Source organism: Pacificitalea manganoxidans, assembly GCF_002504165.1.
Classification (GTDB): Bacteria; Pseudomonadota; Alphaproteobacteria; order Rhodobacterales; family Rhodobacteraceae; genus Pacificitalea; species Pacificitalea manganoxidans.
On record NZ_CP021404.1, the window covers coordinates 661,741 to 674,183 of the forward strand.

General features: G+C 67.2%; 8 protein-coding genes and 1 riboswitch. Of the genes, 2 read left to right on the forward strand and 6 right to left on the reverse strand.

What is annotated here, in order from left to right:
* Position 1 precedes the first annotated feature (1 nt).
* From CBW24_RS03090 to CBW24_RS03115, 6 genes are all read right to left on the reverse strand, one after another.
* Positions 2-802: an HAD family hydrolase gene (locus tag CBW24_RS03090; protein WP_088662324.1), complete on the reverse strand. Its 801-nt coding sequence runs from the start codon at positions 800-802 to the stop codon at positions 2-4.
* A gap of 1 nt (position 803) precedes the next feature.
* A complete protein-coding gene (locus tag CBW24_RS03095) occupies positions 804-1,937 on the reverse strand; it encodes an NAD(P)H-dependent glycerol-3-phosphate dehydrogenase (protein ID WP_097372640.1) in 1,134 nt (377 codons plus the stop codon).
* Between the two features lie 426 nt (positions 1,938-2,363).
* Positions 2,364-3,140 carry an ABC transporter ATP-binding protein gene (locus tag CBW24_RS03100; RefSeq protein WP_097372641.1) on the reverse strand — a complete coding sequence of 259 codons (777 nt, stop codon included), beginning with the start codon at positions 3,138-3,140 and terminating at the stop codon, positions 2,364-2,366.
* Positions 3,137-4,123, reverse strand: a complete 987-nt coding sequence (locus tag CBW24_RS03105; protein ID WP_097372642.1) for a FecCD family ABC transporter permease — start codon at positions 4,121-4,123, stop codon at positions 3,137-3,139. Before CBW24_RS03105 ends, CBW24_RS03100 begins: the two co-directional genes overlap by 4 nt.
* Positions 4,120-5,040, reverse strand: coding sequence for an ABC transporter substrate-binding protein (locus CBW24_RS03110; RefSeq protein WP_232530074.1), 921 nt, complete (start codon positions 5,038-5,040; stop codon positions 4,120-4,122). The genes CBW24_RS03105 and CBW24_RS03110 overlap by 4 nt, the downstream gene beginning before the upstream one ends.
* 7 nt (positions 5,041-5,047) lie before the next feature.
* On the reverse strand, positions 5,048-6,964 hold the full coding sequence (locus CBW24_RS03115; protein ID WP_097372644.1) for a TonB-dependent receptor plug domain-containing protein: 1,917 nt from the start codon (positions 6,962-6,964) through the stop codon (positions 5,048-5,050).
* A gap of 150 nt (positions 6,965-7,114) precedes the next feature.
* Positions 7,115-7,328: riboswitch (cobalamin riboswitch) on the reverse strand.
* 210 nt (positions 7,329-7,538) lie between these two features.
* Between CBW24_RS03115 and CBW24_RS03120 the strand changes: the two genes are divergently transcribed.
* Together CBW24_RS03120 and CBW24_RS03125 are read left to right on the forward strand one after the other, a co-directional pair.
* Positions 7,539-9,347, forward strand: coding sequence for a sugar phosphorylase (locus CBW24_RS03120; protein ID WP_232530076.1), 1,809 nt, complete (start codon positions 7,539-7,541; stop codon positions 9,345-9,347).
* 974 nt (positions 9,348-10,321) lie between these two features.
* Positions 10,322-12,160, forward strand: a complete 1,839-nt coding sequence (locus CBW24_RS03125; protein WP_088662318.1) for an ABCB family ABC transporter ATP-binding protein/permease — start codon at positions 10,322-10,324, stop codon at positions 12,158-12,160.
* Positions 12,161-12,443 lie beyond the last annotated feature (283 nt).

The window sequence follows — 12,443 nt, forward strand, 5'->3', positions numbered from 1 at the left end:
CTCAGGCTCCTTCGGGAAGTTCGGGTGTGTCGGCGTGCAGATCGAAATGGCGCACGGCCTCCAAAATGCCAGCCGCGCCGATCGCGGTCGCCTCATAGCACATGGGCACGTTGCGGACCTGATCCAGCAGCGCGGCCTCGGACCCGCCGACGGCCACGGATTTCAGCCCGCATTGCAGCATCGACAGATCGTTCATCGTGTCGCCCGCGCATAGGATGGTGCGCTCGTCCAGCCCCAGATGGCTGACCAGACGCCGCAGCGACGGACCCTTCGACACGCCCTTCGGCAGCACGTCGAAATAGCGGTTGTCGGAAATCAGATGATCGAGCCCCAGCGCCTGCACCTGCGCCACCGCCGCGTCGGGGCGGAAGGCATCGGGCACCAGATCGTAGCTCACCCGGTAGCGGAATTCGGTCGGTTGCAGCGTCAGGCCCGGATGACCCTCCAGCGCCGCGCGCACCGCCGCGCCATTGTCGCCCCAGCGCCCGGCGATATCGTCCTCCAGCGCGGGGATGGGGGCGATCTTCCGCGCTTCGGTGACCTGCGCGATGGTGGTGCCCACGTCGCCCACCACATATTCCGGCCAAGGCAGACCCTGCGCGGCACACATATCGAGGATGAATTCCGGGTCGCGCCCGGTGACGAAGATCAGGCCCACGCTGTCGCGGTTCGCTTCGATCCAATCGTAAAGCGTCCGGCGCGCGGTATCGCTGCCGCCCAGAAACGTGCCGTCGAGGTCGGTCGCCAGCACAAAATCACAGGCCGTCAGGTCGGTGCGCGTGGCGGAAAAGGGAAGCGTCATATCAGGCGATGTCCTTGTCGAGTTCGGGAAGCGCGGGCTCGGCCGCTGTGCCAAACGGATGGTCGAGCGAAATTTCCATCGCCCGTGGTTCAGCTTGAATGGGGCGGGACCAGAAATCCGCAAAGGTGCCGCGCAGGTCCGCGCCGTCGTGTAAGATGGCATGCACCACCCGGCAGATCGGCATCGGCAGCCCGATGCGGTCAGCCAGTTGCACGATGGAGACGGCGTTGACCTCCCCCTCCACCACCACGGGCCGCCCGTCGAAACATTTGTCCCGCGCGATGCCTTGGCCCAGTTGCATCCCCAGCGACATGTTGCGGCTGGTGGTGGACGAACAGGTCAGCGTCAGATCGCCGGTGCCGGTCAGGCCGGTCACGGTTTCGCGCCGCCCGCCCAGGGCTTCGGCCAGCGCTTTCATCTCCTCGATCCCCATCGAGATCAGCGCCGCGCGGGTATTTTCGGCAAAGCCCGCGCCCATCATCATGCCGCAGGCGATGGCGATCACGTTCTTGACCGCGCCGCCGATCTCCACCCCGGTCAGATCGTCCGACAAATAGGGCCGAAACGTCGCCGATCCCAGCGACACCGCCAGCCGCGCGGCGGGGCTTTCATGGGGCGCAAGCCGGTCGTGATAGGTGAAGGGAAACGCCACCGTCGCGGCAGTCGGGTGCGCCATCGCCGTTTCGGCGGCAAAGGTCGGGCCACTAATCGCGCCGATGGGGTTGCCGCGCAATTCCTCTGCCGCGACCTCGGACATCAGCAGGCCGGTGCCCGTCTCGATCCCCTTGGCGCACAACGCCACCGGGGCGGCGGGGTCCACATGCGGTGCGATCCGGGCGCACATGTCGCGCAAGGTGCGCGAGGGCGTGACGACCAGCACCGCCTCCGCGCCCTTCAGCGCGTCCGCCAGATCGGTCGTGGCGCGCATCGGCGGCAGATCGATATCGGGCAGGTATTTCGAATTGCGGCAATGGGTGTTGATCTCATGGGCGGCGTCTTCGTTGCGGCCCCAGATGGTGACCGAGCGCCCGGCCCGCGCGAGCACGGCGGCCAGTGCGGTGCCCCACGATCCTGCCCCGATCACGGTGACGGACCTGTAGGGATGCGCCACCGACGCTCTGTTCTGTTCTGTCATGACCCGGCAGGTCCTCGCTTGCAGCTGTTCCAGTATCGGCAGCCCGGCATCGCCGCATCGCGGGGCGTCGCAGGCCGGTCCGGGCAGCGCTGCTGGCCGCAATGCCATGCCGCGCCGCGCGTCGGGGCGGCGGTGTGTCACCACGCCAGCCCCGTTCGGACCTGCGAAAGGATAGGCTGACGCCGCCGGGTTTCAACCGGAATGCTGCGCAGCGGCATGGCGCGGGACCGCTCCGGCGGCAGGGCAGGGCCCCGTCCGCCACGCGCAGGCAGGCAGGAGCGCGCCCGCTGCGTGCTGCCTAAAATGTGAGCGTTAACGGAACGGACCCGCCCGATAGGGTCGCTCGCGGCGTCTCGGACCTGTCATGGCAACCGCGCCGCGCGCCCTTATGCCAGTGTTGTCCGCCTAATCCCGCCTCGCGACCGCTCAGCGGGGCACCACCCGCAGCGGGGCGAAAACCGGCCCCTCCGGTCCGATCTCGAAATGCGCGGCGATCCCGAACACCTGCGCCAGCAAATCGGGCCGCAGCACCGCCTCCGGCGCGCCATCGGCGACGATCCGGCCCTGATCCAGCATCACCAGCCGCGTGCAATGCCGCGCCGCCAGCCCCAGATCGTGTAGCGACAGGATCACCGCGTGGCCTGCTTCTCGCGCCAACGCGGCGAATGTCTCCATCACCGCGATCTGGTGGCCGGGGTCCAGCCCCGCGACCGGCTCATCCGCCATCAGCAGCGGCGCTTCCTGCGCCAGCGCCCGCGCGATCAGCACCCGGGCCTGTTCGCCGCCCGACAGCCGCGTGGCGACCCGGTCGCGCATCTCGGTCAGACCCAGCCGCGTCAGCGCCGCCTCCACCGCTGCCCCGTCGCGGGCCGGGTCGCGGGGATGCGCCACGCGCCCCAAGCCGACCAGATCAGCCACCGTTACCGGCCACGCGATTTCCCGCGCTTGCGGCAGCCACGCGGCGCGCCGGGCCCGCGCGGCGGCGGGCAGGGCGGACAGATCGCTGGTCCCGGTGGCAGGCAGCAGCCCCAGCGCGGCGCGCAGCAGCGATGTCTTGCCCGCGCCATTCGGCCCGATCAGCCCGACCATCTCGCCCGCGCGCAGCTCCAGCGTCACATCGTCGACCGCCAGCCGCCGCCCGCCACGCCCGCGCCGCACGCTTAGCCGCTCCAGCCGCAGCAGGGTGTCATCGGGGCCGGTCATGCCTCGCTCCGGGTCTTGTAGATCAGATGCAGGAACAGCGGCGCACCCAGCAGGGCCATCACCACGCCCAGCTTCAGATCGCGCTCCGGCAGCACTACGCGCACCGCGATATCGGCGGCCAGCACCAGCGCCGCCCCGCCCAAGCCCGACGCCCAGAGCAGCCGCGCGGGCCGCGCGCCGACCAGCGGACGCAGCAGATGCGGCACCACCAAGCCGACAAAACCGATCGCCCCTGTCACCGCCGTCACCGCCCCGACCGAGGCCGCAACCCCGCCCACCAGCAACAGCCGCGTCAGCGCCAGATTGATCCCCAGCGCCGCCGCCGCATCCTCGCCCAGCGTCAGCGCGTCGAGCCCCCGCGCCGTCACCGCGATCATGCCCCAGCCCACAGCCACGAAGGGCAGCGCCAGCCAGACATGCAGCATGGAGCGGTCCGCCAGCGATCCCATCATCCAGTAGATGATTTCGCTCGCCGCGAACGGGTTCGGCGACAGGTTCAGCACCAGCGAGGTCAGCGCCCCGGCCATCGCCGACACCGCGATCCCGGCGAGGATCAGGACCAGCGACGCGCCGCCCGGTCCCGCCAGCCACAGCAGCAGCGCCACGCCCAGCGCCGCACCGCCCAGCGCCGCCAGCGGCAGCCCCATCGCAAAGGCCGCCGACAGCCCGGTATGGATCGCCAGCACCGCGCCCAGCGCCGCCATGCCGGATATGCCCACCAGCCCCGGCTCGGCCAGCGGGTTGCGCAGATAGCCCTGCAACGCCGCGCCCGCCACGCCTAGCGTGCCGCCGGTCAGCACCGCCAGCAGGGCGCGCGGCAGACGAATGTCGCGCAGGATCAGCGGCAGCGGCCCCTCGCCGCCCAGCAGCAGCGCCCGCAGCGCCTCGACCGGGCCGGTCGCCGCGGGCCCGGTGATGAGCGACGCGACGAACAGCATCACGCAGAGGCTCGTCAGCAGCGCAAACAGCAGCGCGGGCTTCATTGCGCGGCCTCGGATGTCGTGGGGGGGAGCGCCGCGCGGCGCGCCGCCAATGTCCGCACCGCATCCAGCACCCGGATGGTGCCGCAGACCCAATCGGCATCGCCGCGCCCGCGCAGGGTGCCTGCGGCGTTGAGCGCGGCAATGGCAGGGTGGGTCATGATCTCCTCGGCGCGGGAGGCACCGGGATAGGCCGTGCCGGTCAGCACCATGTCGGGTGCGGCCATCACCAGCAATTCCAGCGGCAGCGCACCGCCATAGGCCAGACCCATCTCGCCCGCGATATTGTCGAACCCCGCCGCGCGGATGATGTCGCCGCCCAGCGTCTCGGTTCCGGTGGTGTAGCCATTGGCGTTGTAGATGGCGAGCCGCGGACGCCCCGCCCCAGCCGCCCCGACCTTTGCCGCCCCGACTCCTTCCGCCCCGTCTCCTTCCGCCTCAACCCCCGCGATGCCGTCGCTCAGCGCGGCCAGATCGGCCTGAAACGCCGCCGCCATCGCTCGGGCCTGCGGCGCGCGGCCCAGCAATGTGCCGATCTCCATGATCCGGTCGGGAATGTCGCTTAGCCGGTCGGCGGGGGCGATGCGCGCCACGCGTAGGCCCAGCCGCTCCAGCATCGACAGCGTCAGGTCATGCCCCCAGACCCCCGCCAACACCAGATCGGGCCGCATGAGGTATATCTCCTCCGCGCCGCCGTGATTGACGGGATAGGCCGCGGCCTCCTCCGCCAGTGCCGAGATCAGCGGATCGCGCGCCACATGGCTGACAGAAATCAGTTGCCCCGGCGCGGCCAGCATCATCGCCAGCTGGTCGGTGCACAGGTTCATCGACACCACGCGGGCAGGTGGGACCACCTCCTGCCCGGCGTGGGCCGAATGGAACGGCAGCGCCAGCCCGAAGACCAGCGCGACCGCTCGCATCAAACGATCAGAACGCCGCACGCACGCCCACATAGACCGCACGGTCCGAGGTGCCGTAGCCGGTGATCGTCTGATATTCCTCGTCAAAGAGGTTCTCCACCCGCAGGTAGGCCTCTGCGCTGTCGGTGATGTCATAGGTGATCTGCGCATCGACACGGGTCCAGTCATCCAGCGGCTCCAGCGCGCTGCTGTACGTAACAGGATTATAGACCGGATCCACAACATCGGCATTATGCGTCACCGTCACCCGACCCCGCAAACGGGCGCTCAATTCCGCGTCCACGCCCAGCGTTAGATCATGGCGTGGCACCCGTGCCAGCCGGTCGCCATTGCGATCCTCGGTTTCAGTGTAGGTGTAGTTCGCGACTAGATCCACTGTGGGGGTGATCGCCACGCCGGCTGAGAGCTCCAGCCCCTCGACTGTGGTGCGGCCCTCGACCTGATTATAGCCGGAGACGCTGGTGTCGTAGGTGATCAGATCGTCGATCTCGGTGCGGAACGCGGTGGCGCGGACAAAGCCGTCATTTGCAAACCGCTTCTCGATTCCGAGCTCAAAACTTTCGCTGCGCTCGGGGTCCAGATCCTCATTGCCATAAGAACTATCATAAAGTTCGTAAAGCGACGGCGCCCGGAACCCGGTGCCATAGGCGGCGCGCAGGATCAGGTCATCGGCGGGACGCCACGCGGCGGCCAGACGGCCGGTGGTGGCGGCACCGAAATCGCTGGTGTCGTCGTGGCGCAGGGACAAAGACAGGTCCAGATCGCTGCGCGGTGCCCAAAGCGCCTGCGCATAGACACCGGTGGTGGTGCGGTCTTCTTCGACACCGTTCGACTCGGTGGTTTCGTCGGTCCGGTCGGCCCCGAATACCAGCTCCAGTTCCGGCGTGATCTGCGCCACGCCTTTATAGGCCAGTTCCTCGCGCGTGCCGAGATAATCATAGGCGAATGGACCAAACCATGTCCCGGTCAGGTCGCGGTCGATCTCGTAGCGGCTGACCGACAGTTCATGTTCGATCACGTCGCCTTGGATTTCCGCAAACAGGCGCACGCCGTTGCTGTCGGCGGTGGTCACGTCATCGGGGCTGCCATCGCCATCCTCGCCCGCGCCTTCGTCATAGTCGTAGGTCGTGTCCTGCAGGAAGCCCGCGATCCCGATCCGCACCGCGTCGGTCAACTGATGCGCACCGTAAAACGACAGGCGCGTGGCCTCGTAGCCGTCTTCCTCGCCATTGCCGTCATTCTCGTCGGCGGCAGAGAACCCGTCGGAAATCACATGGTTGATGCTAAAGGCCAGTTCGGTGCCGCCGTCGCGGATCGCCAGATTGTAGCCTTGGCGATAGGTGCCATAGCTGCCCGCCTCGGCAGACACTTCATGGGTCACGCCATCCTCGGTCGGGCGGTGCGAGGTGATGTCGAGCACGCCGGTGATCGCCTCGGAGCCGTAAAGCGCCGATTGGCTGCCCTTCAGCAGTTCCAGCTTCGACACCGCGCCGGTGGTCAGCTGACCAAAGTCGAAATAGGTCTGTGTGCCCGACGGGTCGCTGACATCGATGCCATCGACGCGCACGGCCAGATAGGCCCCGGCCAGACCGCGCACGCGCAGTTGCGACGCCTGTCCCAGCCCGCCGGAGGCCGACACCGACACGCCCGGCTCAAAGGCCAGAATCTCGGCCACGGTGGCGACGGGGGCGCTTTCGATCTGCGCCTCCTCGACGATCTCGACGGTGGAGCCGGTGCGCTCCGCGTCGGTTTCGGTGCGGTTGGCGGTGACGGTGATCTCATCCAGTTCGATCACGGCCTGCGCGGCCAGCGGCGCGCCGGAACCCAGCAGCGCGGCAACAGCCGTGCCACCCAAAAGCATCAGGCGCGAAGAGCGGCGCGGCGCGGCGGCGGTGAAACCACCAGCGAAACGGGGGGTCATCATTGTCTGTCCCTTTCAGATCCGCCACGGGCTCTCGGGCACGTTTTGGCGGTCCAATAGTGTAAATGTCGCGGACGAGGACGATCCTCTCCCGCAGACGATGCACGCCACCTCTACGGAAGAACCGTTATCCCAAGCGCACCCCGCGCCCGGATCGGGTGATCGGCTTCGGCAGGTCTCCTGACTTGCGGGTCATCGCGGTGCCGGGCCTTCCCGGACCTCAACAGGTCCAGTGGCATGTTCCGGCCTCGCTCTCCGCCTACAGTTGCGGGGGCAGTCGCGGCATGGGGCAGAAAACCTGCCCGTCACCGCATTCCCTTTTCATCGGTCGGATTGCGCCGACCGAACCGAAGCATCCTTGTCCTAGCCCTCCGCCCCGCCGCGATCAAGCTGTGCAAGGGTCGTAGACGCTTCGTGACCCGACGATCCACCGAGTGCGGAGATTTTTTGCAACACCGCCCCGCCGGGCTGCGGATCGGGGGCAGGGCGGGCGCGATCCCTTGTCATCCGCGCGGGCAGGGGGGTTAATCGCGGGATGCACCCGCCCCCACGCCCAGCAAACCGGACCTTGCCCGCCTTGACCGACGCCCGCGCCCAGCCCGCCATCAGCCCGACCTTCGATCAGAAACTCGATGCGCTGCTCGACGTGATCTATCCCGATCACGACCGCGCCGGGCTAAAGCACGACATCCTTGCCGCGTTCTGGCCCGAAGGCAGCCACCGCCGCCGCCGCGCCCGGATGCCCGGCACCGCGCTCTGGTCCGAACGCGACACGGTGGTCATCACCTACGGCTCCACCATCGAAGACGGCCAGCACAAGCCGCTCGATCTGCTGCGCCATTTTCTGGAAACATGGCTGAAGGATGCGATCAACGGCGTGCATATTCTGCCGTTCTTTCCGTTCACCTCGGATGACGGGTTCGCCGTTACCGATTACCGGGCGGTCAATTCCAACCTTGGCGACTGGACCGACATCGCCCGTATCGGCGCGGATTTCAAACTGATGTCGGATCTGGTGCTAAACCATGTCTCGTCGCAAAGCGTGTGGTTCAACGAATACCGCCAAGGCCATCCGCCCTATGACCGCTTCTTTGTCGAAGCCAGCCCCGATGACGATCTGGACAGCGTCACCCGCCCCCGCACCAGCCCGCTGCTGCGCCGGGTGGATACCGCGATGGGCGAACGCCATGTCTGGTGCACCTTCAGCCACGATCAGGTCGATCTGGAGTTTCGCAATCCCGAGGTGCTGCTGGAATTCCTGCGGGTAATGCGGCTGCATATCGATCAGGGCGTGCGCATCCTGCGGCTGGATGCGGTGGCGTTCCTGTGGAAGGAAATTGGCACCTCCTGTATTCACCTGCCCCAGACCCATGCGGTCGTGCGGCTGATGCGGCTTTTGCTGGATTACGCGCAGGAGCCGGTGGTGCTGCTGACCGAAACCAATGTGCCCAATGCCGAGAACCTGAGCTATTTCGGCAACCGCAACGAAGCCCATGCGATCTACAATTTCTCGCTGCCGCCGCTGATCCTGAACGCGCTGCTCTGCGGCACGTCCAAACACCTCAACCAATGGCAGATGGCGATGCCGCCCGCGCAGTTGGGCTGTGCCTATCTCAACTTCTCCGCCTCCCATGACGGGATCGGCATGCGCGGGGTCGAAGGCATCATCCCCGATGACGAAGCGGACGCCATGATCGACGCGGTGCGCAGCTTTGGCGGGTTGGTGTCGATGCGCTCCACCCCCGGCGGCGGCCAGCGGCCCTATGAGATCAACATCACCTTCTTCGACGCGATGAAGGGCACGGTCGCCGGGGCCGATGGCTGGCAGTTCGAGCGGTTCCTCTGCTCCCAGACCATCGTCATGGCGCTGGAGGGCATCCCGGCCTTCTACATCCATTCGCTGCTGGCCACGCCCAACGACCACACCGGCGTGGAAAAGACCGGCGTCAACCGCGCCATCAACCGCCACCGCTGGCACTATCCCGATCTGGTCGAGCGGCTCCACGATCCCGAAAGCGACCAGTCCCGCGTGCTGACCGAGATGAAGCGCCGCATCAAGATCCGCCGCGCGCAGAAAGCGTTCCATCCCAACGCCACCCAGTTCACCATGCAGCTGGGCGAGGCGCTGTTCGGCTTCTGGCGGCAGAGCCTCGACCGCGATCAATCGGTCTTTGCGATCCACAACGTCACCGATACCGAAGTGCGTATTCCGGCGGTGTCGCTGAACCTGATCGGCGGGGATGCGTGGATCGATCTGCTGACGGGCGAGCGGCTGGACGAAATGGCCGGCGACACAGCCCCCGACACGCCCCCCTCCGGCGGAGCCGAAATCACCTTCGCGCCCTATCAGTGCCGCTGGATCAGCAACCGCGGCGGGGGGATTTAGGGCGTAAGGTCGGGGCAGGGAGAAGCGCCCGCCACACCCTCGGTCCGAACCTACCCGCTTTTCCGTTAACGCAGCGCCCGCCCTAACTACCCCAGCGCAACACCAGCCTGCCCGTGGGATGGCGCTGCTCCGGTGGAGCGGCGCGCTTTATGCCAGCCAAGTCCCTCTCCGCTCCGAGGTCAGCGTGAGATGACAAAGCGCCATCCCGCCGGGACGGGCAGGCGCTCGCTCTCGCGGCCTTCGGCCTTGTTCGCGGGCTAACCCGCGCTGACCGCTCGGCATCCCGCCCGTTAATCCAGCGCCTGCCGTCATCACCCCAGCGTAACATCAGCCAACCTGTGGGATGCCGCTCGCCCGGACGGCTTCGCCTCATTCGTGTGCGGATGCGCTGATCTCCAAATGTCGCTGCGCATCGTAAAGCCGGGACCGACACGAGCCTGCCCGTGGGGTGGCGCTGCTCCGGTAGATCGGCGCGCTTTATACGAGCCAAACACCTCCCCGCCCAGAGGTCAGCGTGAGATGTCAAAGCGCCAGCCCGCCGGGACGGGCAGGCGCTCGCCCGCGCGCTTTGCTTGTTCGCGGGCGGGTGCGCTAATCTTCACAGGTCGCTGCGCATCGTAAAGCCGGGACGGACACCAGCCTGCCCGTGGGATGACGCTGCTACAGTAGAGCGGCGCGCTTTATGGTAGCCACTAACCTCCTCGCTCTAAGGTAAGCGTGAGATGTCAAAGCGCCAGCCCGCCGGGGCGGGCAGGCGCTCGCTTTCGCGGCCTTCGGCCTTGTCCGAGAGCGGTTGCGCTTAGATCGTCGGAACATGCTACGTTGCCGATCTCAACTCGGTGCAGCACCAGCCTACGGGCCACCCCGCCCGGCACCCCCCCCACGACGGAAAACGCACCCCCTCCGCCCACGGGGTTGCCTTCCCCGTCACCGGCTGCGATTGTCCGGCTCCGCCAGACAGCACGGACATTCCCATGCCTCCCAGCCAACCCGCCGATCCCGAACGGGTCGCCGAACGCCGTAGCAACGCCCGCACCATCCGCAAGGTCGCGCCCTATCTGTGGCCCGATGGCGAGGCGTGGGTCAAACGGCGTGTCGTGCTGGCGATGATCGCGCTGGTGGTGGCCAAGCTCGTCGCCATCGCCACGCCGTTTTTCTACAAGGCCGCGGTCGACTCGCTGGCCGATGATGGCGGCGACAGCGCCGCGTGGCTGCTGGCCTATGGCGCGGTCGGGCTGACCGTGGCCTACGGCATGGCGCGGGTGATGAACGTGGCGCTGCAACAGGCCCGCGACGGGATCTTTGCCCGCGTCGGGCAGCGGGCGCTGCGCACCATTGCGCTCGAAACCTTTCGCCATATCCACGCGCTGTCGCTGCGCTATCACCTGACCCGGCGCACCGGCGGGCTCAGCCGGATCATGGAGCGCGGCGTGAAGGGCGTGGAATTCCTGCTGCGCTTCTTGCTGTTCTCCATCGGGCCGCTGGTGCTGGAACTGGCGCTGGTCTCCATCGTGCTCGCCGTGGTGTTCGACATCTGGTATCTGGTGGTCCTGCTTGTCACCATCGCGATCTATGTCTGGTTCACCTTTGCCGTGACGGAAATGCGTGTGCGGATCCGGCGCGAGATGAACGCGCAGGATACCGACGCCAATCAAAAGGCTATCGACAGCCTGCTGAACTACGAGACGGTGAAATATTTCGACGCCGAAACATGGGAGGCCCGCCGCTACGACCGGGCGATGGCGGGCTATGAAACCGCGGCGATCAAGACTGCCGTGTCCCTGTCGGTGCTCAATGCGGGGCAAAGCCTGATCATCACCTGCGGGCTCGTGGGCGTCATGGTCATGGCGGCGATGGGCGTGCAGGATGGCAGCCTGACGGTCGGTGATTTCGTCATGGTCAACGCCTACATGATCCAGATCACCATGCCGCTGAATTTCCTCGGTTCGGTCTATCGCGAAATCCGTCAGGCGCTGGTCGATATGGGCGAGATGTTCGATCTGCTGGAACAGCCCGCCGATGTGCAGGACAAGCCGGGCGCGCCCGATCTGCGCGTCACCGGCGGCGAAGTGCGGTTCCGCGATGTGAAATTCGGCTATGATGCGTCGCGCCCGATCCTGAAGGGCGTTGATATCACCGCCGCGCCGGGCGCGAAGCTGGCCATCGTCGGGCCTTCGGGCGCGGGCAAATCCACCATCGGGCGGCTGCTGTTCCGGTTCTACGACGTGACCGGCGGCGCGCTGGAAATCGACGGGCAGGATCTGCGCGACGTGACCCAGGACAGCCTGCACAAGGCCATCGGCGTGGTGCCGCAGGACACGGTGCTGTTCAACGATTCCATCGGCTACAACATCGCCTATGGCCGCCCCGATGCCAGTCAGGAAGAGGTCGAGTCCGCCGCTCGCGCCGCCCGCATCCATGACTTCATCATGGCGCTTCCCGAAGGCTACGACACCGCCGTGGGCGAGCGCGGGCTAAAGCTCTCCGGCGGCGAAAAGCAGCGCGTCGGCATCGCCCGCACTCTGCTGAAGGACCCGCCGATCCTGCTGCTCGATGAGGCGACCTCGGCGCTCGATACCGAAACCGAACGCGACATCCTCGAAAGCCTCCGCGCCATGGGCGAGGGCCGCACCGTTCTGACCATCGCGCACCGGCTGTCGACCATCGCCGACAGCGATCTGATCGTGGTCCTGGAGGCGGGCGAGGTCGTGGAAACCGGCACCCATGACGACCTGCTCGCCCAGAACGGCCGCTATGCCAGCATGTGGGCCCGCCAAAGCGCCGAACGCGCCGACGCCGAAGACGCCGCCTAGCGCCGCGCGGGCACACCTGCCCGCATTCCGGGCCACCGATTGCACGTAGGGGCGCGTTCGCCGATGGCGGGCGGCCGCACCGGGCGTAGCCGTCCTCGGATAAGGCTCAACAGGTTCCGCCGACCGACGCACACCCACCCGCGAACAAGGCCGCAGGCCGCGCGGGTGAGCGCCTGCACGTCCCTGCGGACTGGCGCTTTGTCACGTCGCGCAGACCTCGGGGCCGGGAGGTGTATGGCGACCATAAAGCACACCCGCTCAGCCGCCACAGCGCCACCCCACG

What these genes read in the sequence shown, in the direction of transcription:
- CBW24_RS03125 (WP_088662318.1), top strand. Translation starts at nt 10,322, where the DNA reads ATGCCTCCCAGCCAACCCGCCGATCCCGAACGGGTCGCCGAACGCCGT.
- CBW24_RS03105 (WP_097372642.1), bottom strand. Translation starts at nt 4,123, where the DNA reads ATGAAGCCCGCGCTGCTGTTTGCGCTGCTGACGAGCCTCTGCGTGATG.
- CBW24_RS03100 (WP_097372641.1), bottom strand. Translation starts at nt 3,140, where the DNA reads ATGACCGGCCCCGATGACACCCTGCTGCGGCTGGAGCGGCTAAGCGTG.
- CBW24_RS03090 (WP_088662324.1), bottom strand. Translation starts at nt 802, where the DNA reads ATGACGCTTCCCTTTTCCGCCACGCGCACCGACCTGACGGCCTGTGAT.
- CBW24_RS03110 (WP_232530074.1), bottom strand. Translation starts at nt 5,040, where the DNA reads ATGCGAGCGGTCGCGCTGGTCTTCGGGCTGGCGCTGCCGTTCCATTCG.
- CBW24_RS03095 (WP_097372640.1), bottom strand. Translation starts at nt 1,937, where the DNA reads ATGACAGAACAGAACAGAGCGTCGGTGGCGCATCCCTACAGGTCCGTC.
- CBW24_RS03115 (WP_097372644.1), bottom strand. Translation starts at nt 6,964, where the DNA reads ATGATGACCCCCCGTTTCGCTGGTGGTTTCACCGCCGCCGCGCCGCGC.